This is a genomic window from Thiohalocapsa halophila (genome assembly GCF_016583825.1).
In the GTDB taxonomy this organism is placed as follows: Bacteria; Pseudomonadota; Gammaproteobacteria; order Chromatiales; family Chromatiaceae; genus Thiohalocapsa; species Thiohalocapsa halophila.
The window spans coordinates 1-25,059 of sequence record NZ_NRRV01000059.1 but is presented as its reverse complement, the minus strand read 5'-3'; the positions used below and the strand labels follow the sequence as shown (position 1 = coordinate 25,059).

The 25,059-nt window shown below is 70.6% G+C and carries 19 protein-coding genes; 12 read left to right on the top strand and 7 right to left on the bottom strand.

Going from position 1 to position 25,059, the window contains the following annotated elements; genetic code table 11:
• Positions 1-22 precede the first annotated feature (22 nt).
• The gene (locus CKO31_RS19545) at positions 23-1,885 is read right to left on the bottom strand and encodes an NADH-ubiquinone oxidoreductase-F iron-sulfur binding region domain-containing protein (protein ID WP_200240663.1); all 1,863 of its coding nucleotides are present in this window, start codon (positions 1,883-1,885) and stop codon (positions 23-25) included.
• Positions 1,886-2,168: 283 nt separating this feature from the next.
• Between CKO31_RS19545 and CKO31_RS19540 the strand changes: the two genes are divergently transcribed.
• Both CKO31_RS19540 and CKO31_RS19535 read left to right on the top strand, forming a co-directional pair.
• Positions 2,169-3,560: a DegQ family serine endoprotease gene (locus CKO31_RS19540; protein WP_438874025.1), complete on the top strand. Its 1,392-nt coding sequence runs from the start codon at positions 2,169-2,171 to the stop codon at positions 3,558-3,560.
• Between the two features lie 22 nt (positions 3,561-3,582).
• Complete coding sequence (locus CKO31_RS19535; protein WP_200240660.1) at positions 3,583-4,584, top strand: DUF72 domain-containing protein; 1,002 nt, start codon at positions 3,583-3,585, stop codon at positions 4,582-4,584.
• A 116-nt stretch (positions 4,585-4,700) separates the two neighbouring features.
• On the opposite strand, the gene cbiB is transcribed toward CKO31_RS19535, so the two are convergent.
• Entirely contained in the window at positions 4,701-5,651 is a 951-nt protein-coding gene (gene cbiB, locus CKO31_RS19530; protein ID WP_200240658.1) for an adenosylcobinamide-phosphate synthase CbiB, read from the bottom strand.
• A 189-nt stretch (positions 5,652-5,840) separates the two neighbouring features.
• Here cbiB and CKO31_RS19525 point away from each other — a divergent pair, with 189 nt between their 5' ends.
• A complete protein-coding gene (locus CKO31_RS19525; RefSeq protein ID WP_200240656.1) occupies positions 5,841-9,020 on the top strand; it encodes a glycoside hydrolase family 9 protein in 3,180 nt (1,059 codons plus the stop codon).
• A 194-nt stretch (positions 9,021-9,214) separates the two neighbouring features.
• Here CKO31_RS19525 and CKO31_RS19520 read toward each other — a convergent pair whose 3' ends face one another.
• Complete coding sequence (locus CKO31_RS19520; protein ID WP_200240654.1) at positions 9,215-9,541, bottom strand: hypothetical protein; 327 nt, start codon at positions 9,539-9,541, stop codon at positions 9,215-9,217.
• 351 nt (positions 9,542-9,892) lie between these two features.
• Between CKO31_RS19520 and cfa the strand changes: the two genes are divergently transcribed.
• The 6 genes from cfa to CKO31_RS19495 all read left to right on the top strand — a co-directional run bounded on the left by cfa (position 9,893) and on the right by CKO31_RS19495 (position 14,227).
• Positions 9,893-11,107: a cyclopropane fatty acyl phospholipid synthase gene (gene cfa / locus CKO31_RS19515; RefSeq protein WP_242475522.1), complete on the top strand. Its 1,215-nt coding sequence runs from the start codon at positions 9,893-9,895 to the stop codon at positions 11,105-11,107.
• 226 nt (positions 11,108-11,333) lie between these two features.
• Positions 11,334-12,008 (top strand): nicotinamidase, encoded by a 675-nt coding sequence (locus tag CKO31_RS19510; protein WP_200240653.1) that lies wholly within the window; start codon positions 11,334-11,336, stop codon positions 12,006-12,008.
• Between the two features lie 60 nt (positions 12,009-12,068).
• Positions 12,069-12,521, top strand: coding sequence for a DUF5335 family protein (locus tag CKO31_RS19505; protein ID WP_200240652.1), 453 nt, complete (start codon positions 12,069-12,071; stop codon positions 12,519-12,521).
• A gap of 36 nt (positions 12,522-12,557) precedes the next feature.
• Complete coding sequence (locus CKO31_RS26965; RefSeq protein WP_242475521.1) at positions 12,558-13,091, top strand: ribonucleotide reductase barrel domain-containing protein; 534 nt, start codon at positions 12,558-12,560, stop codon at positions 13,089-13,091.
• Positions 12,998-14,008 carry a ribonucleotide reductase barrel domain-containing protein gene (locus CKO31_RS19500; RefSeq protein ID WP_242475525.1) on the top strand — a complete coding sequence of 337 codons (1,011 nt, stop codon included), beginning with the start codon at positions 12,998-13,000 and terminating at the stop codon, positions 14,006-14,008. Before CKO31_RS26965 ends, CKO31_RS19500 begins: the two co-directional genes overlap by 94 nt.
• Positions 14,009-14,026: 18 nt before the next feature.
• Positions 14,027-14,227, top strand: a complete 201-nt coding sequence (locus CKO31_RS19495; protein ID WP_200240651.1) for a DUF2905 domain-containing protein — start codon at positions 14,027-14,029, stop codon at positions 14,225-14,227.
• Positions 14,228-14,431: 204 nt separating this feature from the next.
• Here CKO31_RS19495 and CKO31_RS19490 read toward each other — a convergent pair whose 3' ends face one another.
• Positions 14,432-15,412 carry a calcium/sodium antiporter gene (locus tag CKO31_RS19490; protein ID WP_438874024.1) on the bottom strand — a complete coding sequence of 327 codons (981 nt, stop codon included), beginning with the start codon at positions 15,410-15,412 and terminating at the stop codon, positions 14,432-14,434.
• Positions 15,413-15,586: 174 nt separating this feature from the next.
• Between CKO31_RS19490 and CKO31_RS19485 the strand changes: the two genes are divergently transcribed.
• A complete protein-coding gene (locus CKO31_RS19485; RefSeq protein WP_200240650.1) occupies positions 15,587-16,894 on the top strand; it encodes an erythromycin esterase family protein in 1,308 nt (435 codons plus the stop codon).
• A 58-nt stretch (positions 16,895-16,952) separates the two neighbouring features.
• Here CKO31_RS19485 and CKO31_RS19480 read toward each other — a convergent pair whose 3' ends face one another.
• From CKO31_RS19480 to CKO31_RS19470, 3 genes are all read right to left on the bottom strand, one after another.
• Positions 16,953-20,450: an ATP-binding protein gene (locus CKO31_RS19480; protein ID WP_200240649.1), complete on the bottom strand. Its 3,498-nt coding sequence runs from the start codon at positions 20,448-20,450 to the stop codon at positions 16,953-16,955.
• Entirely contained in the window at positions 20,447-21,733 is a 1,287-nt protein-coding gene (locus CKO31_RS19475; protein ID WP_322789186.1) for a metallophosphoesterase family protein, read from the bottom strand. The genes CKO31_RS19480 and CKO31_RS19475 overlap by 4 nt, the downstream gene beginning before the upstream one ends.
• Positions 21,734-21,868: 135 nt before the next feature.
• A complete protein-coding gene (locus tag CKO31_RS19470) occupies positions 21,869-22,264 on the bottom strand; it encodes a septal ring lytic transglycosylase RlpA family protein (protein ID WP_200240648.1) in 396 nt (131 codons plus the stop codon).
• Positions 22,265-22,738: 474 nt separating this feature from the next.
• Between CKO31_RS19470 and CKO31_RS19465 the strand changes: the two genes are divergently transcribed.
• Both CKO31_RS19465 and CKO31_RS19460 read left to right on the top strand, forming a co-directional pair.
• Positions 22,739-24,190: an AarF/UbiB family protein gene (locus CKO31_RS19465; RefSeq protein ID WP_200240647.1), complete on the top strand. Its 1,452-nt coding sequence runs from the start codon at positions 22,739-22,741 to the stop codon at positions 24,188-24,190.
• Positions 24,191-24,336: 146 nt separating this feature from the next.
• On the top strand, positions 24,337-24,705 hold the full coding sequence (locus CKO31_RS19460) for a hypothetical protein (protein ID WP_200240646.1): 369 nt from the start codon (positions 24,337-24,339) through the stop codon (positions 24,703-24,705).
• Positions 24,706-25,059: the final 354 nt, after the last annotated feature.

Here is a 25,059-nt window from a genome sequence, read left to right as displayed (position 1 = left end):
CGCCAGTGCTCCGGTGCGCCCGTCATGCGTCTGCGGCCAGGTGGGCCTCGGCATCGTCGCGGTGGGCCAGCGCCCGCGCCTCGGCCAGCGCCGCATCCAGGTCGAAGGACGGCGTGTAATCGGACATCCGCAGCCGGTCCCGGTAGATATGCGGGAACTTGTCCAGGGTGTTCAGCACGTGGTTGGCCGCGGTGTGGCCGAGCCCGCAGTGGCTGGCGCGGCGCATCACCTGCGCGATGTCGCGCAGCTCGTCGAGGTCGTGCCTGCCGGCGGCACCTGCCGCCACCTTGTCCACCAGATCCAGCACCAGACGCCCGCCGACGCGGCAGGGCGTGCAGAAGCCACAGCTCTCGTGGGCAAAGAAGCCGGCGAAGTTCCGCACCATGTCCAGCAGGTCGCGGCTGTGGTCGAAGACCATGAAGGAGCCAGCGGTAGGCAGGTCCTCGAAGGCGAGCAGGCGGTGAAATTCGTCAGGTGTCAGGGTGACGCCGGCGGCCCCCGAGACCTGCACCGATTGCGTATCCTCGGCGCCGCAATCCGCCAGCACATCGGCCACCGGCGTACCGAAGGGCACCTCGTAGATGCCGGGGCGCGCACAGTCGCCGCTGACGCTCAGGATCTTGCTGCCGGCGGAGCGGTCCGTGCCCTCGCTACGGAACCAATAGCCGCCGTGCTCGGCGATCCGGGCGGCGCCGAGGAAAGTCTCGACGTTGTTCACCACCGTGGGCCGATCGAGATAACCTTCGGTGACCGGGAAGGGCGGGCGCTTGCGGGTGATGCCACGCTTGCCCTCCAGGGATTCGATAAGCGCGGACTCTTCGCCGCAGATGTAGGCGCCGGCGCCGAGATGGATATGGATGTCGAAGTCGAAGCCGCCGCCCGGCCCCTCGCCGGCGCCGATGCCGGTGCCGAGCAGGCCCTGCGCACGGCGGCGGGCGAGAACGGCCTCCAGGTGATCGAGCAGGTAGCGATACTCGCCGCGCAGGTACAGGAAGCCCGTCTTGGCGCCAACCACGCCGGCGGCGAGGGTCATGCCCTCGAACACCAGATCCGCATAGGCGCTCAGCAGTACCCGGTCCTTGAAGGTGCCGGGCTCGCCCTCGTCGGCGTTGCAGACGATGACCTTGTCCGCGTGCCCGTTCTCACTTGGGGCCTCGCGGCAGAACCGCCATTTGAGTGCCGTCGTGAAGCCGGCGCCACCGCGCCCGCGCAGCCCCGCGCGCTCGACCTCGGCGAGCACCGCCGGGCCGCCCCGGGCAAAGAGCGCGGCGAGTCCGGCCTCGCGCGTTTCCAAGTCGCCGAGCAGCAAGCCAGAGCGATGCACGTTGTTGGACACGGCAAAGAAGCGCTTCGGCCAGTGGGCGAGCGGGGTGTCCGCCTCTACCAAAGCGGCGATCTCGCGAATGCGAGCCGCATCCAGGCGCGTCAGTGCCAGGCCGTTCACCAGCGCGGCGGGCCCTTGGTCGCACATGCCGGTGCAGGAGGTGTAGTCCAGGCTCACCCGGCCGTCGGCCCTGGGCTCACCGGCACGCACGCCGAGGGCATCGCACAGCTGCGTCATGAGCGCCGCATTGCCGAGCATGCGGTCGGTGATGTTGTCGCTGACCAGGATGTCGAAGCGCCCGCGGGGCGTCAGGTGCAGGAAGGCGTAGAAATCCACGGCCGCGAGGATCTGCGCCCGGGTGACGCCGAGCTCCTCCACCAGCCGGCCGATGGCGGCGTCCGGTACGTGCGAGAAGACCTGCTGCTGGGCAATCAGGTGCTGCAGAACGGTGTCGGGGCCGCGTCCCAGCGCCGCCAGCGAGCCGCGCAGCACCCGCTCGATGCGCGCGGGATCCGCGTGTGCGCCGCCGTGTTCCGCAGCCAGACCTGAAGCACCGCTCATGGGACCTCCCGCAACGAACAAGGCGCCGCAAAACCTCTACGGACGGTCATCCAGCGCAAAACCCTGGGTTGAGTATAGTCATGGTCTCCCGGAGTTGTGACGGTAGAAACCTTGATGCCACAGGGCAGAATAACTAGACGTGGAGCGCTGGGCACGCCGACTGCGGTGTGCCCCCGAGGGTCCGACCCCAGCGCCAGAAGCATTCGACGACAGTGACCCGATAACGATGATCCGACGCCGCATCAGACGAGCAATAGCCGACACGCCGCATCAGCACCAGCCCGTGACCGGGCACACCGCCGCTGCCCCGATCGCCGCCGGCCTGTTGCTGGCCGCCCTGTTTGCACTCTTGTTGGCGCCCGTGTTTGCGCCGGTTGGGCACGCGGCACTGCCGACGGCGGTGGCCGGGCAGAAGCTCCCGAGCCTCGCCCCCATGCTGGAGCGGGTGATGCCTGGGGTGGTGAACATCTCCACGGTGACCCGCAGCGCCATCGCCGACCATCCGCTGCTACAGGACCCCTTCTTCCGGCGCTTCTTCGACATCCCCGGCCAGCGCCGGGAGCGCGAGAGCCAAAGCCTCGGCTCCGGCGTCGTCGTCGACGCCGAGCGCGGCATCATCGCCACCAACCACCACGTGGTGCAGGGCGCCGATGAGGTCCGGGTGACCCTGCACGACGGCCGCCGGGTGGAGGCAACGCTGTTGGGCTCGGACCCGGAGACGGACATCGCCGTGCTGCGGGCGGAGGCCGAGGACCTGACGGCGGTGCCGCTGGCGGACTCGGATGCGCTGAAGGTCGGGGACTTCGTGGTGGCCATCGGCAGCCCCTTCGGCCTGGCGCAGACGGTGACATCAGGCATCGTCAGCGCGCTGGGCCGCACCGGGCTCGGCATCGAGGGCTATGAGAGCTTCATCCAGACCGACGCCTCCATCAATCCCGGCAACTCCGGCGGCCCGCTGGTGAACCTGAACGGCGAGCTGGTGGGCATCAACACGGCCATCCTGGCCCCCGGCGGCGGCAACGTCGGCATCGGCTTCGCGATCCCGACCAACATGACACGCGCCGTCGTCGAGCAGATCCTGGAGCACGGCACCATGCGCCGCGGGCTCTTCGGCGCCACCGCCCAGGATCTGACGCCGGAGCTGGCCGAGGCGCTGGGCACCGAGGAGCCCCGCGGTGCCGTCATCGCCAGTGTCGAACCGGACTCCGCCGCCGAGCGTGCCGGTGTCAGGCCCGGCGACCTGGTGCTCGCCGTGGACGGGCGCCCCGTCAACAACGCCGCGGAGCTGCGCACCCGCATCGGCCTGCTGCGCGCGGGCAGCCCGCTGGAGCTGACGGTGCTGCGCAAGGGCCGGCGCATGACCCTCGACGGCGAAGTAGAGGATCCCTTCGCGGACTTCGTCCACGGCGAGCAGTTGCACCCGCAGCTGGAGGGCGCGCTGCTCGGCGAGCGCATCCGGGTGTCCAGGCAGGGCCGCCGCCGCGTGGTGCAGGTGGGCCCGCTGCGCCCCGGCAGCCCGGCCTGGCTCGCCGGTCTGCGCGAGGGGGACCTGCTGCTCGGCGCCAACGGCTACGAGGTGGGGTCCCTGCAGACGCTGCGCCGGGCCGTACAGCGCGGCATCGACAGCCTCCGCGTGGTACGCGACGGCCAGCTGCTGCTGCTGGCGCGGCGCTGACGCCGTCCCCACTTGCGTCGGCATGAGCCAGCTCAGCCTCTTCGACGACGATCCGGACGGCAGCCCCCGGCCGAACCGGGCCCCTGCACGCGCAACCCGCACGCCGCCGGTGGCCGCCGCCAAGCCGCCGGCCGAGATCGCGGCCCTCGCCACAGGACTACCGGCGGGCCTGCGGCTCGGCACCTCCAGCTGGTCCTTCCCCGGCTGGGCCGGGCTCGTCTATGCCCGGCCCGCAACCAAGGCCGTACTCTCCCGCGACGGCCTCACCGCCTATGCCCGCCACCCACTGCTCGGCACCGTCGGCGTGGACAGCGGCTTCTATGCGCCGCTGGACGCCGGCCGACTGACGCGCTGGGCGGCGCAGGTGCCGGCGGACTTTCGGTTCCTGGTCAAGGCCCCGGCGGCGGTCACCCAGCGCAGGCAGCCTGATGGCGACGGCCGATGGCGGCACAACCCGGGGTTCCTGGACGTCGACACCGCGCTGCGCGAGGCGGTGGAACCCTACCTGGAGGGCCTCGGCGAGCGTGCCGGCGTGCTCCTGTTCCAGTTCTCGCCCCAGGGCAGCCGCACGGACCCGCGGCGCTTCGCCGAGGACCTGTACCGCTTCCTCAAGCGCCTGCCCGCCGGCCCCACCTACGCCGTCGAGCTGCGCGATGCCCACCTGCTGACGCCGGACTTCGCCGCCGCGCTGCACCACGGCGGCGCGGTGCCGTCCTTCGCAGCCCATCCGCGCGTGCCCGAGCTGCCGGCGCAGGGGCAGCTGTTCCCGGACGACGCGACAGGCCCGCTGGTGATCCGCTGGCTGCTGCGCCGCAACCGCGGCTACGACGAGGCCCGGGACCGCTACAGCCCCTTCGACCGGCTCGCCGAGCCGGACCCGGACACCCGCGCCGCCATCCTGTCGCTGGCCGCCGCCGCGCTGGCCCGCGGCCGAGAGGTCTTCATCATCGTCAACAACAAGGCCGAGGGCTCGTCGCCGCTCAGCCTGGTAAAGCTGGTGCGGGGGCTAGCCGGCGGCCCATAGTCCCGAAACGGGGACGGTATATCTAACTGGCATGAATGCGGTCCCCAACAAGCGCGGAGACAGCCCCTCGCTCTGCTGCTCATGAGACGATGCCGGCCTGGCGCCGCCAGGCGGCGTCACCCCCGCATTACCAGGAACAACGCCACCGCCACCAACGCGGCCAGCCCCGCTGCAACCGCCACCAGCCGCAGCGCCCGGCGCAGATCATCGCCGGTGAGGTCGACGGGCCAGGCGTCAGCGCCCATCCAGGGCTTGTCCTGCCAGGCGCCGTGGTAGCTGACGGGCCCCGCGAGCCGTACCCGGAGCGCGCCGGCCGCGGCGGCCTCGCTCCAGCCGGAATTCGGGCTCGGCAGCGCCGCGTGGTAACGCCGGGCGGCCGGTAGCACGTCCCGCCAATGCTGCCCCAGGAGCGCGGCGGCGGCCGCCAGCAGGGGCACGGACAGCCGCGCCGGTAGCCAATGCAGCAGGTCGTCGCTGCGCGCGGCGGCCCAGCCGAAGCGCCGGTAGCGCTCGGTGCGGTAGCCCACCATGGAGTCGAGGCTGGAAACGGCCTTGGCGACGATGATGCCGGGCAGCCCGAACAGGGCCAGCGCCCAGAGCGGCGTCAGCACACCGTCCGTGAGGTTCTCGGCGAGACTCTCGATGGTGGCCCGCACCACCCCGCCGCGGTCCAGCGCCTGCGTATCTCGGCTCACCAGCCAACCCAGCTGTGCGCGGGCCGCCGGCAGATCGTCCAGCACCGCCAGAACGCGCCGCCCGTGGGCCAGCAGGTCGCGGGCGCAGAGCAAGCTGTAGGCGATATAGAGGTCCCAGAGCCAGGCGAGAGCCGGATGCAGCGCCGCAAGCACCAGATGCACCGACCACCAGGCGGCAAGAGCGCCCGCTGTTACCACGAGCCCGTGCATTGCTCCAGCGATCCGGCCCTTCCAGCCGCGGTCGAAGAGGCGGCGCTCCAGCGCGATACTGGCATGCCCCAGGAGACGAATGGGATGCAGCGGATAGTCCGGGTCCCCGAGCAGTGCATCCACCAGCACCGCCGCGAGTAGCAGGGCGAGTTGGGCGTCCATGGGCTCCGTGTTGACTGGCGTGAGGACGAGAGAAACCCTTACGAATCGGCCAAGACGCACGGCTTCAGCGGGGGCTTCTGCCTTGCGGATCGCGTCACGACGGCAAGCCGTGCTTGCATTAGTCTGGGGGATAGGATCAAGAACTGCCCCGCTTGAGCAAGGGGCCAACACGGGTATGGAGAGTCCACCATGTTCCGGGACGCACGCGCAGACAACCAAATCAACGCCGAACAGCCGCCCGCGGCCGGCGGTGCAGAGAGAAGCTACGTCCACCCCGGCCGCCTTGGGCGCACGGGCCGTCTGCACCGGCTCCTGATCGGTTGTTGCCTGCTCGCGGCGGGTCAGGCGGCCGCGGTCGACCTCTACAGCGACGACGCCACGGCGTCCTTCAGCCAGCTCGAGCGCATGACCGAGACCGCCGCCGCAGCCTATGCCGGCCCCCAAGGCCTGCGGGCGGAGCCCACCCACTGGCACAACCAGTTCCTGCGCCTCGCCGACGGGCGCATGGACTTCCGTCCCTACAGCGCCATCCGCTTCCGCATCCGCGCCGAGTCTGGCAGCGTGGACCCGGAGCTGGCCCTGGCCGACCAGAGCTGGGGCAGCGCGGTGCGCGTGGCGGAGCACGTGGACGGCGGCGTCATCGACGACAGCTGGCGGGAGGCCGTCATCCCCATGCCCTCGTTGGCCAGCGATGCGTTCGCGCTCGACAGCGTCTTTCTGATCGTCTTCCTGCCGCAGGACGAGCCAGCCCCCTTCTACGTAGACGACATCGGTCTCGTCGACAGGAGCGCGCCCGAGCTGCACGGCTGGTCGACGCCTTCCAACCGAGTGGTGAGCATCCGCCTGGAGAACCTCGACCTCGCGAGCGTCGAGGCGCCAGCCATTACCCTGAGCAGCCCGACGGATCCGGCCTTCGCCGACGCCGTGAGCGTGCAGGCGGCGGGCGTAGACCGGGCGGCCGTCGACGTCACCGACTCCGGCCGCACCGCCGTCGTCGAATCCCGCGTGCACTTGCTGCTGCCGCAGCCCCTGCGCGCGGGCCACGAGTACCAGCTGGATCTGAGCGCTCTCAGCGCCGGCTCCGGCGTCGGTCTCGCCGAGCCGCTGCTGACCGTGAGGTTCGATGCAGATGCCGTCAGCAGCAGCATCAAGGTCAACCAGGTAGGCTATCTGCCGCAGGCGACGAAGCTCGGCTTCGTCGGTAACTGGCTCGGCGACCTGGGCCCGATGCCGGTGGCCGACAGCACTTTCGAAGTGGTGGATGCCGAGACCGGCGCCGTCGTGCTCTCGGGCAGCTTGCTGCCCCGCGCCGCCGCCGACGTGAAAAGCGGAGAGAACGTCTACACCGCGGACTTCAGCGCCCTCACGGCCCCGGGTCGCTATCGGCTGCGGGTGCCGGCCATCGGCATCTCGCATCCCTTCTGCGTCGCGGAGGATGTCTATGCCGATGTCTGGCGCACCACCATGCGTGTCTTCTATCACAAGCGCAACACGGCGCTCACGGCCCCGTACGCGCAGCCTGGCTTCGAGCGCGCGGGCATCGATCCCCTGCTGGACGCCGTCTACCACCCCATCCTGGCGGAGTATCCGCTGAGCGTCGGCGAAGAGCCCTTCGCCCGCCGCCCCATCAGCGGCGGCTGGTTCGACGCGGGCGACTATGGACAATACGTGCACAACGCCGCGCCGGTGTGGGGGCTCGTCGGATTGGCCATGGACCTGGCGCCCGCCGGGCACTTCAGCGACGGCGAGCTCGGCCTCCCCGAGAGCGGCAACGGCATCCCGGATATCCTCGACGAGCTCCGCTGGGGCATGGATTGGGCCAGGCAGATGCAGGACACCGACGGCGGTGTCTACTGGCGCGTCTCCAGCGGACACTGGGACCTCGGCATGCCGGCGGACGTGAGCGAGCCCAGATTCCTCTACGAGAAGACCACCCGCGCCACGGCCCAGTTCGCGGCCATGGCCGCCGTCTATGCCCGGCTCATGGCGCCTTACGACCAAGCCGACGCCAATGCCGCGCTGGCCGCCGCCGAGCGTGCCTGGGAATATGCCAACACCGCGCCTGTCTACCCGCCGGAGGGCGAGCTCTACCAGAACCCGGACGAGTACCCCGGCGGCGGCACCTATGCCGAGCGCAGTGCCAAGCCCGACCTGCTCTGGGCCGCCGCAGAGCTGTACCGCAGCACCGGCATCCCCTGCTATAAGAACGCCTACCGGGACCTGCAGGAGACGGTCTCGGTAGACCTGAGCTCCGCGCCCTACCGCACCTTCGCGCATTGGGCCATGACCCAGAGCGAGCACGCCGGGCGCGACATCCTGCTGGTGGAATCCGCCCGCCGCGCGGTCATGATTGCCGCCGACATCAAGCTCGAGCGCGCCGCGCAGGACGCCTACCGCTCGCCGAAGCACCCGGCCATCGTCTTCACCGGCTGGGGTAACTTCTCCATTTCTCCCATCGACGCCCTGGCACTGCTGCAGGGGCATCATCTCTCGGGCGAGTCGCTCTACCTGGACAGGGCCCTGCAGGCCCTCGACATCATGCTCGGCGCGAACCCGCAGTCGCAGGTGTACCTGACGGGCATCGGCGCCGACCCAGTGCAGGATCCGCTGGACCGCATCTCGCTGAACGACTTCAATGCCGCACCCCTGCCCGGCCTCGCCGTCGGCGGCCCCACCTGGCACCTCAACGCCAGCCGCGAGCCCTTCGACGCCGTCAACGCCGCCTATTGGCCACCGGAGCAGCCCGAGCCGAACGCCGACGGCGAGCCCGACTACGCGAGCGCCTATCCGGTGTACCGGCGTTGGATCGACGATCATCAGCTGATCGCGATGAATGAGACCACAGTGCGCGAATGGGCCGCTGTGGCAGTGGCCTTCGGGCTGGTCCGAGACGGCGCGTCGCTACCGCCGCCCGCGACCAATCTCTATGCCTGGACGCCAGGCGACGGCGGCTCGACGACCATCTACCGCCTGGGCGATCTGCCGGTGACCGATGTGCCTCTGGTCTCACCCGCGCAGATCAGCGCCTTCGGCCCGGCGGCGCTGGACGCCTCCGCTGCGCACCTCGCCGCCCTCACACTGGAGCAGGTCGCCGCCCTCGATGCCCCGGACAGCCGCTACTGGGTCGGGCGCCTCAGCCGCGAGCAACAGCTCGCGCTGACACCCGAGCAAATCGCCGCCTTCGAGCAGTGGAGCCTCTTCACCGCGCTGCCGCCGCAGCAGGTGCGGCTCATCCCGCCGGCCAAGCTCCCGCTCATCGGTATCGAGCTGCAGAACACCACCGACGCCTGGAAGGCCGCCGTCACCGCCGAGCAGCGCGCCGCCATGAGTGCCGAGCAACAGGCCATCATGACCGACGCCGGCTACTGAGCACGCCCGGGAGGGCTGGCAACAGAATGCGGGGACAGTGATTTTATCTCGGATGCGCTGAGCATGTCGAATGCGGTGACAGGCGGCTTATCTCCGCTACAGTCAGTCCCTTTGGCGTCCGAACTGCATCGATTCAGTCTAGCGTCCCCCTGTTATCGGCGATGGAGTCGACCGCGCTCGGCCCATTTGCCAAGCTAGCCCCGTGGCGAGGGGCCCGCACCCGACTCGCAGCAATCGTCGACGTTCCGGCGGCAGGTGCGCAGCTCGCGCTCCAGCTCCATCAGCTCGCGCTCCAGTCGGCCCGCCGACAGCTCCGCGCGAACGCGCAGCTGACGCAGCCGGTGGAGGCGTTTGCGCACCCCGGTGATGGCGGCCTGCAAGCTGCGGGCACGGTGCTCGTGCAGCGAAACCACCCGCCCATCCGAGCCGACCTTGGCCGCCGTATCGCCGCCGTCGTCGTCGTCGAGCGTGGCCGGTGCCGAGTCGCAGCTGGCGGCGGGCGTTGGATTTCGACTCTGCATGGGACTCTCTCCTCGCTGGGCTGACGGGTGGGACCGGTGGGGTGCTCAAGCCAAAACCGACTTGTCGTAACGGCGCATGCAGCAAAAGCGGTGCCCGCCCGGGCGGGCCGGCGGCGCAGACGAACACCACCAAGGGCTCGCAGTCGTCACCATAGTGCTGCCGGCGTATCAACGTCGGCTGATCGACGCCAGCCACATAGTAGAGCGGTGCTTGTCAACCGCCCGCGGGGCAAAACACACATCGACCCCACCGGATTCCCCTACTCGCCGTACTGGAGGGCGCACAGCGCTGGCAAGTGATTTGCTGGGAGTGATGAAACGTGATCGTCACAACCACGGAGACATGACGCCATGCAAGCCCCTTCCCGTTTCATGTCCAGCAACTACCAGGGCGCCGCGTCCCTCGAGGCGGCACCGGCCCCCGCCGCCGACACCGACCCGCCGAGCGTACTGCGGGACTTGGCGGCACAGGCCAGCGTGCGTTTCAACGGCGAGCGGCCCTGGGACATCCAGGTTCACGACGCCGGCTTCTACGACCGCGTGCTGCGCGCCGGCTCCCTGGGCCTCGGCGAGAGCTACATGGACGGCCTGTGGGACACGCAACAGCTGGACGAGACCCTGACACGGCTGCTGCGCTCGCGCGGCGATGAGGGACTGGCGGGCGTCGCCGCCTGGCCCTTGCAGCTGCGCCTGCTGGCCGCGACGCTGCGCACCCGGCTGGTGAATCGTCAGGCCGGACGCCGCGCCTTCGAAGTCGGCGAGCAGCACTACGACGCGGGCAATGAGCTCTACCGCCGGATGCTGGACCCGACCATGAGCTACAGCTGCGGCTATTGGGCGGACGCCGAGGACCTCGACAGCGCCCAGCGGGCGAAGCTCGACCTCATCTGCGACAAGCTCGGCCTGGCGCCCGGCCAGCGCGTCCTGGACGTCGGCTGCGGCTGGGGCGGCTTCGCCGAGCATGCCGCGCGCAGCCGCGGCGTGGAGGTGCTGGGCATCACGGTCTCCCGCGAGCAGGCCGAGGCGGCCCGGGAGCGTTGCGCGGGGCTGCCAGTGGACATCCGCATGCAGGACTACCGCGACCTAGACGAGCGCTTCGACCGAGTGGTCTCGGTGGGCATGTTCGAGCACGTCGGCGAGAAGAACCACGCCGAGTTCTTCGCGCGCATCCGCGACTGGCTCAAGCCGGACGGGCTCTGTCTGCTGCAGACCATCGGCACCCGCAGCCGGCGCGGCGTCAACGATCCCTGGCTCGACAAGTACATCTTCCCCAACGGCCAGCTGCCGAGCGCCGAGGTCATCGCCGCCGCCTCGCGGCCTTACCTGGTCATGGAGGACTGGCACGCCTTCGGGCGGGACTATGATCGCACCGTGATGGCCTGGTGGGACAACGTCGCGCGCGAGCGCGACGCCCTCGAAGCGGCGGGCTATAGCGAGCGCTTCCTGCGCATGTGGCACTACTACCTGATGGCCTCTGCCGGGTTCTTCCGCTCCCGCCGCGGCCAGCTTTGGCAGCTGGTGCTGAGCCGCCCGGAGCGCGGCGGCACCTATCGCTCGGTGCGCTGAGCGCAGCGCAGCGGGGCCGCATGCCGAGCACGTCGACGCGGGACCATTTGCACCCATGGGCGGTGCAAATGCGCATGGCCGGCGAGCGCTCGGCGGCCTACCCCGGCCTACCCCGGCCTACCCCTGCCTGTATCGGCCCTTTCCGGCCGCGCCCGCCTGTCTGGTTGATTGGCGTCTTGCTTGCAATGCGCGTCGCAGAGCACTAAGGCCACGACAAGAGGCAGCCATGACGCAATTCGACGCCGAGCGCACCGCGCTGCTAGTCATCGACATGCAGCCCGACTTCATGCCCGGCGGCGCGCTGCCGGTGCAGGGCGCCGCGGGCCACAACGAGCGCCTGGTGGGCCCGGTGCGCGATCTGATGGACGCCGGACTCTTTCCGGTGCAGGTCGCCACCCAGGACTGGCACCCGGCGGGCCATGTGTCCTTCGCCAGCACTCATCCGGGGCGGGACATCTTCGAGCGCATCGAGGTCAACGGTGACGACCAGACCCTCTGGCCGGATCACTGTGTGCAGGGCACCAAAGCCGCCGAGCTGCACCCGGACCTGCCGCTGCATCGGCTCGCCGCGGTCGTGCGCAAGGGCATGGACCCGCAGGCGGACTCCTACAGCGGCTTCCGCAATAATTGGGGCCCGGACGGGCGCCGCGCGCCCACCGGGCTCGCCGGCTACCTGCACGAACGGGGCATCGACAGCGTCGTCTGCTGCGGGCTGGCGCGCGACGTCTGCGTCAAATGGACCGCCGAGGACGCGGTGGCGGCGGGGCTGCGCAGCCTGCTGGTCTGGGATCTCACCTGGCCGGTGGACGCCGGCAACGACCAAGCCACCCGGGCAGAGCTGGAGGCAGAGACCGTGGAGATCGTCACCAGCGACGCATTGCCGGAGCTGGCGGCCCGCTGACGCGCCGGCGCCGCAACGCGCAACACCCGGCCCGACGCCCAACCGCAGGAGACCGAGACCATGGCACATGCCGAGATTCACTCCCCCGACCACACTCGTACGGACACCCTGATGCGTACCGAGACCGTGCCGCCGAACGCCTGGCCCGATGCCTGTGCGGACTTCTCCCGCACCCATCACGGCTGGCTCGTGCAGGTGCTGACACTGCCCACCACCGCCGTGGCGGACGGTGACAGGACCAGCGCCAAGGAGATCGCCGCCGATCTGCCGCTTGCCGAGGTCGCCGCCGTCGCCGCCGACCCCTTGCCGAACATCGACATTCGCGTCGGCGACCAGCGCAGGCGCACGGTGCAGCGTGTGGAGCGCCCCAAATCGCTTAAGATCGAGAAGGACCCCGACGGCGCCGTGATGGGCCTGCGCATCGATGACAGCGATGGTGTCACGACCCTGGTGCACTTTCGCACCGTCATGCCGACGGAGCGGCTCGACGGACTCGCCGCCAGCGAGCACTGACGAGACGGCTTCGATTCCGGCGAAGACCATGCGTGCATGAAACCGCAGCAGATCACCGTCGACGTACTCCGGGAAAAGTACGCCCGCCCGGGCGAAGCCGATGCCGAGGCGATCCGCCGCCGCGTGGCCCGGGCGCTCGCGGCCGGGGAGTCCGATCCGGCGGCTTGGCAAGCGCGTTTTCTCGCGGCCCAGCAGCACGGCTTCATCCCTGCCGGGCGAATCAACGCGGTGGCCGGCACCAGGCTCGAGGCGACCCAAGTCAACTGTTTCGTCCAGCCCGTGGGCGACAGCATCGCCGGTGTCGAGGACGGGCGCCCCGGTATCTACCCCGCTTTGCAGCAGGCCGCCGAGACCCTGCGCCGCGGCGGCGGTGTGGGCTACGACTTCTCGGCCATCCGCCCCGAGGGCGCGCTTGTCCACAGCACCCAATCCCGGGCCAGCGGGCCCGTGTCCTACATGCGCCTGTTCGATCGCTCCTGCGAGACATCGAAAACATCATCGCCACCAATCCCTGCGCCGAGCAGCCGCTGCCCGCCTACGGCTGCTGTTGCCTGGGGTCCGTGGACCTGACGCAGCTGGTGCGCGCACCCTTCAGGCCGGAAGCGTGCTTCGACTTCGCGGGCCTCGCCGCGCTGGTGCCGGACGCGGTCCGAATGTTGGATCTGGTGCTGGATCAAACGCTCTGGCCGCTGGCGGAGCAGGCGCAGGAGGCCCGGGCCAAGCGGCGCATCGGGCTCGGGATGACGGGCCTCGGCGACTGCCTGATCATGCTCGGCCAGCGCTACGACAGCGAGGCGGCACGGCGCACCGCCGCGGACATTGCGCGCTGCCTGCGGGATGGCGCCTACGGGGCCTCCGTTGCGCTGGCGCGCGAGAAGGGGCCGTTCCCGCTGTTCGATGCGGACACGCTGCTGCGCGCCCCCTTCATCGCGCGGCTGCCCGAGCAGCTGCGCGAAGCGATCCGCGCGCACGGTCTGCGCAACAGCCACCTGCTGTCCATCGCCCCCACGGGCACCATCTCGCTGGCCTTCGCGGACAACGTCAGCAGCGGCATCGAGCCGGCCTATGCCTGGAGCTACCAGCGCAAGCGCCGGCTCGCCGGGGGCGACACCGCGACCCATCGCATCGAAGACCATGCCTACCGGCTGTTCCGCGAGCGCTTCGGCGCCGAGGCCCCGCTGAGCGATGCCTTCGTCTCGGCACTGGAGATCGATGCGCCGGCGCAAATGGCCATGCTCGCGGCCCTGACCCCCTATGTGGACGCGGGCATCAGCAAGACGGTGAATCTGCCGCGCGAGTCCACGCCGGCGGATATCCGTGCGCTGTACTACAACGCCTGGCGCGCCGGGCTCAAGTCACTGTCGACCTTCCGGGCCGGCAGCGCGCGGGCGGGCATCCTGAGCGCGGACCAGGACGGCGCGGGTGATGCCAGCGGCGCTGAAGACGCGACCGCGGCGGCCTGCGGGCTCAGTGCCGGCTGTGACTAACCCGACTGGAGGGCCGTCATGCAACGCCTGCTGATCGCGCTGGGTATTGTGCTGTTGCTGCTCGGCTTGCTGTGGCCTTGGCTCGGCAAGCTGCCGCTCGGGCGGCTGCCGGGGGACATCGTCGTCGAACGCGGGGGCTTCAGCCTCTATTTTCCAATCACCACCCTGGTGCTCGTGAGCGGGGTCCTGAGCCTGGTGCTTTGGCTGTTGCGGCGGTGACCGGGGGCTGCGGCTCGATCAGGCATGAAGTCGGGCCTGATCGCGATGTGCCGTGGCTTCCGGTTTCGATGGCGATAGCCGCTCGGGTGGGGGAGCGACGGCAAGGCCCCTTCGAATCCCGGGTGGACTGCGCTGCGCTTGTCCACCCTACGCGCTTGTCCACCCTTGTCCGCCCTCCGAGCGGGGCTGCTGCCGGAGTCCCGGTCAGGCGGCCAGGATCGCGCGCGCCAGCCAGGCGTTGTAGGCGGCGAACGCGAGCAGCAGCAGCGCGCCCTCGAGGCGGTTGATGCGGCCCTGCCCGCGCAGGCCGTAGCCCATCACGAACAGCGCGGCGAACAGGGCCATCATTACCGGCCAGTCGCGGGTCAGAACCTCCGGCGCCATTGACGGCATGGGCGCGATCACGCCGGCGATGCCCACCACCGCCAGCAGATTGAACATGTTGGAACCCACGACATTGCCAATGGCGATGTCGTGCTCGCCCTTGCGGGCCGCCACCACCGAGGCGGCGAGCTCCGGCAGCGAGGTGCCGAGCGCCACGATGGTAAGCCCGATGATCAGGTCGCTGACCCCTAGGGCCTCGGCAATGGTGACGGCGCCCCAGACCAGGCTCCGCGAGCTGACGATCAGCAGCACCAAGCCCGCCACCAGCCAAAACACGGCCCGGCCCAGGGGCATGGCGTGGCTCTCCAGCTCCTGCACGGTCTCCGCTTCCAGCGGGTCGCCGTGCCCGCGCAGGGCCGCCACCACGGACCAGCCGATGAGCCCGAGGAAGCCCGCCAGCAGCACCAGGGACTCAGTGCGCGTCAGCGCGTCGTCCCAGAGCAGCAGGCCGACGCCGAGGCCGATGGCGAACAGCAGCGGCAGCTCGCGGCGAATGATCTTCGAATGCACGGCGATGGGGGCCACCAGGGCGGTGACGCCGAGCACCAGACCGGTGTTGACGATGTTGGAGCCGAGCGCGTTGCCGATGGCCAGATCCGGATTGCCGTCCAGCGCCGCCATGGCCGAGACCACCATCTCCGGCGCCGAGGTGCCAAAGCCGACGATCACCATGCCGATCAACAACGACGGCATGCCCGCGTGCCCGGCGGTGGCCGCCGCCCCGTCCACGAAGCGGTCCGCACTCCATACCAGCAGCGCGAAGCCGCCCAAGATGGCCAATATCGCCGGAATCACATCCACTGCATCTGCCCTCGACAGCCTATTGCTCGCCAACACGGCACAGTAACCGGGAAAAGCGCGAGAAGAAACTGGCCCGCGGCCATGCCTCGGCGATCTCCTTCGCTCCGGGCCCGCGACGCTGGCAGGGGACTTGCTGCTCTCTGGAGTATCCACCACTGCCAACGGGAGCACACCATGCCCGATCCCATCGCGCAGCGCATCCAAGCCGCCGCCGAGCCCGTCACAGCCCCGGAGACCGCCGACCTCGACGCTCTGATCGAGCGACTCGGCAGCGCGCGGGTGGTCCTGTTGGGCGAGGCGACCCACGGCACCTCGGAGTTCTACCGCATGCGCGCGCGCATCACGCGCGAGCTCATCGAGCGCCACGGCTTCGACTTCGTCGCCGTTGAGGCGGACTGGCCGGATGCGCAGCGCATCGACGCCCATGTGCGCCATCTGGAGCTGCCGAGGCCCGAGTGGCAGGCATTCGCCCGCTTCCCGACCTGGATGTGGCGCAACGAGGAGGTGCGCGCGTTCGTGGACTGGCTCCGGGAGCACAACGCCGAGGTCGACGACCCGAGCGCCCGCGTCGGCGTCCATGGTCTGGACCTCTACAGCATGTACAACTCCATGGCGGCAGTGCTCGACTACCTGGACGACGTGGACCCGGAAACCGCCGACTTGGCCCGGCAGCGCTACGGCTGTCTGACACCCTGGGGACAAGAGCCGGCGGACTACGGGCTCGCCGTGGTCACCGGGCGCTGGCGCAGTTGCGAGCCGGAGGCTGTGGACATGCTGAACGAGCTGCTGGCCAAGCGGCTCGACTATCAGCGCCACGACGGCCTGCGCTTTCTGGATGCCGCCCAGAACGCCCGCGTCGTCGCCGATGCCGAGCACTACTACCGGGCCATGTACTACGGCCGCGCCGAGTCCTGGAATCTCCGCGACCGACACATGTTCGCCACGCTGCAATCCCTGCTGGCTCACCGCGACAACAGCAAAGCCGTGGTCTGGGAGCACAACTCCCACATCGGCAATGCCGCCGCCACCAGCATGGGCGCCCATGGCGAGACCAACGTCGGCGAGCTGGCCAGGAAGACATTCGGCAACGCCGCTGTGCTGGTGGGCTTCGGCACCGACCACGGCGAGGTCGCCGCCGCCGACGACTGGGACGGCCCGATGCACGTCAAGCGCGTGCGCCCCGCCCTGCCGGACAGTTACGAGGCGCTCTGCCACGCCGCCGAGCCCGACGCCTTCGTGCTGCCGTTGCGCGCCGACACCGAGGCCCGAGAAGCGCTCAGGCAGTCCTTGGCCCCGCCGCGCCTGGAGCGAGCCATCGGCGTCATCTACCGCCCGGAGACGGAGCGCCAGAGCCACTGGCTCTACGCGAGCCTGCCGGCGCAGTTCGACGAATACATCTGGATCGACCGCACCAGCGCCGTCTCGCCGCTGCCGGCGGAGCCTGAGCCCGGATTGCCGGATACCTATCCGTTCGGCCTCTGACGGCACGCTCGCCGGGCGCGCGAGCTTTCAACCTCTCCGCGTGACTGGCACCACAAGCTCAGTGCGCGGCGGCGCGGCCCGCGCCCAGGGTGTGGCGGTGAAAGCCGTCGTCGCCGAGCGCCTCGCGGGTCAGCTCGCCCAGGTGGCGATGGTGGGTGAACAGCAGCACCTGGGTCTGCTCGGCGAGCTCGCGCAGGATGGGCAGGATGGCCAGGCAGCGGCGGTCGTCGAAGGTCATCAGCAGGTCGTCGAGGACCATGGGCATGGGCTCGTGGTGCGCCAGGTGACGCTCGATGGCGGCGATGCGCAGCGCCAGGTAGAGCTGATCGCGGGTGCCGTCGCTCATGCCTTCCACGGCCACCTCGGTGTCGCCGCGCAGGCCCAGCAGCACCGGCGTGTCGTCGCCGGCGAACCCCGTCCCCAGGCCGTCGAAGCTCTCCGCGGTGGCGCGCCGGAACAGCTCGCCGGCGCGGGCCAGCAGCGGCCCCTGACTCTCACGCCGAAAGCGCTCGATCTGAGCGCGCAGCAGATGCATCGCGAGCTGGAGGCGCAGATAGCGGTGGGCGTCGCGGCGGATCCCGCTGGCGGTGTTCTTCGCGTCCTGAAGATGCGCGGCCGCCTCCAGGCCGGATTGCTGCAGCCGGCGCTTCTCGGCGTTGGCCTCGTGCAGGGCCCTGAGCGCCTGGTCGCGCTCCTGCTGGAGCCCGGCGATGGCCTGATCCAGCGCGTCGCGCTCGGCGCTCAGCGCATCGGCGTCCTCGGCGCGCACCCGCTCGATGAAGGCATCCAGCGGCTCGCCGCGGGCAAAGGGGTGCAGGGCCTGGCGCCGGCGCTCGATCTCGGCATCGATGGCATGGCGTCGCTTGAGGCCCGCCAGCAGCTCGGCGAGCGCCGGCTCGTCGGCGGCGCCGGCCTGCGCCAGATGCTCGGCGACCCGACGCTCGGCGGCGTCGAGATCGCCGCGGACCGCCGGCTGCCGCTCCTGCTCGTCGGTCAGGTCCCGCCGGGCGGCGTCCTGGCGGACCTCGCGCGCACGGGCCGCCTCCAGCGCCTGCCACAGCGCCGACTCCCGGGCCTCGACGCTGCCCGCCGGCAGGTCGAGGGCATCGGCCAGAGCCTGCACCCGGGCCTCGTAGTCGGCGATGTCCCGGGCTTTGCGGGCGAGCTTCTCCCCTTGGGCGTGCCAGTGGTCATAGCGCTGCACCAGGGCGTTGCGCCGCTCCATCAGGGCCAGGACGGTGGCGGCGGCCGCATCCGTTGGGAGTCCCAACGCGCGGCAGCGCGCCTGCCAACTCGCCAGTGCGGCCGCCTCGGCGCGCTCCAGCGCCGGCAGCCCGGTCGCTAAGGCCTGGATCTCCTCTTCGAGCTTGCGCGCGCCGGCCCGGCGCTGCTCGTGGGCGCCGCGGGCCTGGTCGGCCGCGCGCACCATGCGCTCCGCGGCCGCCCGCAGGGTCGGCAGGTCGTCGCCCGGGTGCTCCGGCAGCAGTGGGCGCAGCAGGGCCAAGGCCGCGTCGACGGCGGCCCGCGCCCGCGTGACATCGGCCTGCGCCGACTGCCACGCCTTGACGGCGTCGCGCAGCGCGAGCCAGTGATCGCGCCATTCCTGCATGGCCTGCGGCGTGTCGGGCGTGAGGCCGCAGGGCGCCCAGGCGTCCTGCCAGCGCTGCTGCCAGTGCGCGCGGGCGGTCTCGGCCTCGGTGCACGCCTGCCGGGCACGCTCGGCGGCGTCGGCGGCGGCCCGGCGCTGCTCGCGCAGGGACTCCGCCCGCGCGACGGCTTCGGACTCCGCACGCAGCCGATCGGCAATGTCATCGGCGGCGCGCACGGCCTGCGCATAAGCGTGCGCCAGCGGCGGCTCCGGCGGTCCCGGATCCGGCTCGCCGTCGCGCCAGACCGCCACCACACGCGCCCAGATCCCGTCGCGCTGCGCGCGGGCGGTGTCGAGGTCGCGCTCGCTGGGAAGCGTACCGTCGCGCTCCAGCCGGGCCAGGTCGGCGGCCAGGTCGCGGTCGCGCGCGTCGGCCTCGTCGGCGTCCTTCTCGGCCGCCGCCAGCTGCGCGGCGATGCGGGCGTCCTCATCGGCGAACTGCCGCAGGGCCGCGGCCGCGGGCACAGGGAGCGCAGCGGCAGCCGCGGCATCCGCCGGTGCGCCGGGCAGCAAGGCGAGCTGGTGGTCACAGTCGCGGGCGGCCGCCGCCAGGCCCGCATCGAGCTCCGGCAGCTTGGCGGCGAGCTGCGCCGCCGCCTGGGTGCGCGTCAGCGCATCGCGTAGTGCGCCGGGATCCGGAGCCGGCTCGGCGGCGAGCTGCTGCTCCAGCTGCGTCAGTGCCTGGCGGCGCTCCTGGAGCTTGGTGCGCTGCGCCTGCGCAGCGCCGGCGGCCTCCTCCAGCGCCGAGGCCGCCTCCCGCAGGGCGAGCACCGCCTCGGCACCGGCGCGCAGCGACTCCACGGCCTCCGGGCCGCCGTCGACGCCGAGCTCGCGCATGTCCGCCGCCAGCTCCGTGGCAAGGCGGGCCTGCTCGGCGGTGAGCGCCGCATGCTCATTGTGCCATTCGCGCTGCACCGCCAGTTGCTCGTGCACCGCCTCGATCTCGCCGGCGCGCGCCAGCACCCGGGCATCCGGGCGGCTCTCCGCCACCCGCCCCTCCAGCCGGGCGATGCTGCGTTCCAGCTCGGTGACACGGGTGCGGGCGGCGTTGCGGGCGGCCAGCGCCTGCTCGGCCTGCTCGACGAAGCCGGGCCCCCGGTCCGGCAGCGGGTCCGGCAGCGGCGGCAGCTCGGCGCGCAGGCGCTCCTGCTCGGCGAGGGCGCCGATGACGGGCAAGGCGTCCAGGCAGCGCTGCACCCAGTCACGGCGGCCGCTGCGCCGGCGCAGCTCGGCATCGCGTGCATCCCGCGCCGCCTGCGCCGCCTGCACGTCCTTCAGTGCCTGCTCCCAGGCCTCGGGGCGTACGGTGGCGTCGCGGCTGGCGTCCAGGCTGGTCTTGTAGGCGCCGAGCGCCGGGCGGATACTGACGCCCTTGGTCTTGCGGCCGTCGAACAGGGCCGCGGCGTCCGCCTTCAAGGCTTCGAGGATGCGGTGCACGGGCGTGCCCGCCAGGCTGGCGGAGAACAGGGCCTGGCCAATGTCTCCTTTGCCCTGGAGCAGGGACTCGGCGCCGGTGCGCAGGCTCGCCGAGTCCAGCGCGAACACCGTGGTGAAAAAGTCGCGGTCGACGACGCCGAGCAGCCCGTCCAGGGCGTCGTCCGGCAGCGGCGCACCCGCGGCATCCAGCAGGGTGTTCTTGTTGCCCTTGCGCCGCTGCACGGCGAGGCGCCGGCCCTCTCGGCCCTCCAGGGTCGCGGCGATGCGCAGATCACCGTAGTCGTGCAGGAAGCCGTCCTCGGTGCGGGGGGGGATGCCGTAGAGCAGGTCGCCGATGGCGCGCAGCAGCGAGCTCTTGCCGGCCTCGTTGGGCCCGAAGATCAGGTGCAGGTCCGCATCCCCGGCGGACAGGTCCAACGCGAAGTCCGTGAAGGGGCCGAACGCCGGCGCTGCCAGGCGGGCGAACCTCAAGGCTCACCCCCGCTGTGGCTCAAGGCTTCCAGCAGCAGGGCGCGCACCTCGGCGAGCAGCGCCGGGCGCCGGGTCGTATCCAGGGCACCTTCCAGGTCGTCACGGATCTCCGGCGGCAGGACGCCGAGCAGCTCCCGGACCTCGGGGGGCGTCTCGGGCGCGCCGCTGAGGGATGCATCCAGACCCTCCAGCAGAATGCGCGTGAGGTCGTCGCGCGCGGCGAGCGCGTCCAGATCGTAGACCGGCGCCGTGGTGGGCTCCAGCTCCTCGATCCAGATGCGCTCGCCGCCGACGATCTGCGCCCGTGCCTGACATTGGGCCCGCCAGTGCGGCAGGCTCCGCGCCAGGGCGCCGTGCAGGGGCGTGTTGCCGGCGAGCACCAGCCGCGCCGCCAGCAGACGGCCGTCGGCCTCCTCCAGCGCGCTCGCCAAGGCATCACCGATGCGGACCAGGGCGGTGTCCTGAGCCTCCACGCCGGTCAGGTCCACCACCAGCCGCGCCCAGCGCACCACGTCCAGCGAGCGGTGGTCCGCGCTCACCACCTCCAGCGCGTCGTCGACGGTCACCAGCCGGCAGCCGCGGGGGCCGGTCTCGCGTACGTGCCGTCCCTGGAGATTGCCGGGGAAGACCACCCAGGGATCGCGCGCCAGCACCTGCGGCTGGTGCACATGCCCGAGCGCCCAGTAGCCGTAGCCCTTGCCGGTGAGGTCCTTGAGCTGGCAGGGGGCATAGGTGGCGTGACCGGGGGCGCCGGTGAGGCTCGTGTGCAGCAAGCCGATGTTGAAGCGCCCGGGCAGTGGCTGCGGATATTCCAGGGCCAGGTTCTCGGGCACCCGGCGGTTCGGGAAGCCACGGCCGTGAACGGCCACCGGCAGCCCGCCCACCTCCAGGGTCTCGGCGGCACGGGTGGAGAAGAAATGCACGTTCTCCGGCAGGTCCAGCCGTCGGGTCAGCACCGAGGCCGCGTCGTGATTGCCGGCGATGACATAGACCGGGATGCCCGCCTGGTGCAGCCGCGCCATCTGCGCGGTAAAGAAGAGCCCGGTGCTGAAGTCGCGCCAGTCGCCGTCGTAGAGGTCGCCGGCGATGAGCAGGAAATCGACGGCCTCGTCGACGGCGAGCGCCACCAGGTTTTCGAAGGCCCGCCGCGTCGCCCCCCGCAGCGCCTCCACGGGCGCCCCCTCGTAGGCATCCAGGCCAACCAGCGGGCTGTCGATATGGGTGTCGGCGGCGTGGAGGAAGCGAAACATGCGCTCGGGGATCACAACGACTGCAGCGGCCACGATGCTAAATCATCGCCGCCGAGCTGTCGGTGGCAGATCGACCGCCAGGGCGCTGGTACCTCCGCCGCCGAGCGAGTCCGTGCCGCGCGCGGCGGTGGTGCGCCCCAAGCGGTTGCCTGCCGCCGCGCGCCGCCGTCAGGCCCCGCGCTCGCCGACCACGTTCAGCACCTCGACCTTCACCGGCGTGATACCGCGGCGAATGATGCCGAGCTTCTGGGCCGCACGACGCGACAGATCGATGATGCGGCCCTTGATGAAGGGGCCGCGATCGTTGACCCGCACCACGATGCTCTTGCCGGTGCGCGTGTCCGTCACCCGCACACGGCTGCCGAGGGGCAGGCTTTTGTGGGCAGCGCTCATCTTGCTCTTATCGTAGATTTGGCCGCTGGCGGTGCGATTGCCGTGCAGGCTGTCGTGATAGTAAGACGCGATGCCCGTCTGCACGGCACCAGGGTGCGAAGCGAAGGCCGGAAAAGACAGCAGCGCCAACAGCGCCGCGACCAGAGTCGGGCTCAGGAGCTTGAACGTCATTGGAAACCTTAGGAAGCGGCCATTCCCGCAAGGCACCGGCACCGTCAGTATGCTGACGGTGCAACGGTTGCGAGAGCGGCCCGGCTGAACGGAATGGCGCGAGGATACGGGAAAACCCGTATTAGGGAAAGCCCTAGTCGTCGCGGGGCGCCTTTCCCCGGGGATGCGCATGCGTTGGGGATGGATATGCGCCGAGTCGCTGTCAGCGCCTGTGCCGAAGGGATAGGGTCGGCGCGAGTCGATGCCAACCCCAAGGATCAACGCCTTGGCCGAGTCGACAGATCCGGGAGTGTGCGCTCAGGCTGTTGCATTCGCTGCTGGAAGCCGCTCACCGGCCGCGTGCGGGCGCCAACGACGAGAAGTTCAGCTCGGCGATGCAGTCCGCATCATTCGTAGCCACCATGTGCACACACACGTCCGCGCGCGCCGTGGCCTCAACCCGGTCCCACTCTGCAGCGGGATAAGGACAAACTCATGCACTGGCACGCCCTCATCCACGAAGCCTCGGTCCAGCCGCTGCTCGCCGCGGACTACGCGCACTTCGCCCGCCCGATCAGTGAAGCCCTGGTGGCGTTTCTGTCGGGATTGCCCCAAGGCGCACAGCAAGAGATCCTGGCCACCCAGGCCGCGCTGCCGAGCACGGCCACCACCGCAGAGCGCGTGCGGCGACTGGCGCAGCAGTGCCCGGTGCTGCACAAGCTGGGTCAGACGCTGGCGCGGGACCGACGCCTCGACCCCAGCCTGCGCTGCGAGCTGCGGGCGCTGGAGACGCTCCCGCCCAGCGTCCCGCTGGCGACGATTCGAGCGACCCTCGATCAGGAGCTCGGATCACTGGACGGCCTCGGCATCCGCGTTGACACGCAGGCCATCGCCGAGGCCAGCGTCGCCGTGGTCATCGGTTACCAAGACGCGCGGCGACGCGGTGTCTTCAAGGTCCTGAAGCCGGGCATCGAAGAGCGCCTCGCGCTCGAGCTCGAGCTGCTGCGGCGCATCGGCACCTTGCTCGATGAGCGCTGCGACGCGCTGGCAATTCCGAAGATCGGCTACGAAGAGGTCTTCCGCCGGGTCAGGGACAAGCTGCATGACGAGGTTCGACTCGGTGTCGAGCAACGCCATCTGGCCCTGGCAGCGGCGCAATATGCGGGGCGCAGCCGCGTTCAGGTGCCCGGACTGCATGAGTACTGCACTGCCCGGGTGACCGCCATGGAGCGCGTCGCCGGCCGCAAGATATCCGAGCACGGACACACCAGCATGCGCGAGCGGCGCGACACCGCCCAGCTATTGGCGTCGACGCTGCTCGCGCAGCCGCTCTTTTCGACGCAAGAGCGGGCGCTCTTCCATGGCGACCCGCACGCCGGCAATCTGCTGCTCACGCCCGACGGGCGGCTGGTGCTCCTCGACTGGAGCCTGGCCGGAACCTTGCGGCAGCGCGATCGCGAAGCGATGGTGCACGCGGTGCTGGGCGCGCTGTTGCGCGACGAGCGGCTGGTGGTCGACATGCTGGCCGCACTGTCCGACGACGCACCCGCAGGCAGGCCCGCGGACAAGGCGGCGTTGCGCGCGGTGGTGCGCGAGGCATTGCGCCGTTTGGGCTATGATCGGCCCCCCAGCTTCAGCTGGCTGGTCGGCCTGCTGGACGCCGCCGTCGAGCAGGCCGGCCTGACGGCGCGGACGGACCTGCTGATGTTTCGTAAGGCGTTGCACACCCTCAACGACCTGGTTGTCGACATCGGTGCGAGTGAGCGCTCGCTCGACCTGACCCTGTTTCTCGGTTTTGCGGAGAACCTCGTCGCCGAGTGGCCGCAGCGCTGGCTGGCGGCACCGGATTCACGCGCCTTCGCCACCCGCCTCTCGAACCTGGACCTGACTGGACTGATGTTTCAGTACCCGCTGCTCGCGGCGCGATTCTGGACCGCATTGACTTGACCAAGCATGACTGTTGCGAAGCACCAGATCGCGCCATTGCTCAACGCGGCCTCGCGCCTGAGCAATCACCACTCCCCGAGCCTGCCGACGCTGTGCGCGCGCACCGATGCGCTGCCGATGTGCCCACGCGAGATGCGGGACACCACATGACCGCCGCGGACCTGACCCTGACCCGATCGGTGGCGGCCTGGAACAGCCCGGCGTTCCGCCCGACCCTGGTTGACGAGCTCCAGGCGCTCGGGCCTCATCATCCCGTGCTCCGGCCTTTGCTGCAGGCGGCGCTGGCGCAGACGAGCGCGGTGGCCGAGGCCCCGATCAGGGTGCAGGTGCTGAGTACCCGCGAGGCGGCCGGCCGCATCCAGGTGCATCTCGGTGTGTTCTATGCCGGGGTCATCGCCGGCTGCAGCTGTGCCGACGACCCCTCACCGCTCGACAGCATTACCGAGCATTGTGAGTGCATGCTGGACATCGATCCGGCCACGGGTCGGGCGCGGGCAGCCCTGTGCGATCGCTAATCCAAAGAACGCCTCGTTGACCGACGCCCGACAGATGCTCGTCCCCATGCCGCCCCCTCGGGCCTCCACCGCGGCGCCGACTCGCGCGAGCGCCTGGTACTCTTGTCTAGTGACGTGGCTCTTCATGCGGCCTCGCCCTCCAACTGCTGGGGTGAAAGCGCCATCCTTCCCGCTCACCCCAGCCGCTCCCACATCGGCAGCGCCATCGCCGACAATCCATGACAGCAGTGTCGATGGCGGTCCAGACCCGCGCATCTTCGGTGAACAGCGCGGTAGATCGCCATCGAGCCCGGTGAAGAGCGTTTGGGTGGTGTTCGGTTGGGGAGGTTGGTGGCGGGCGCCCCTGGCGGGGTG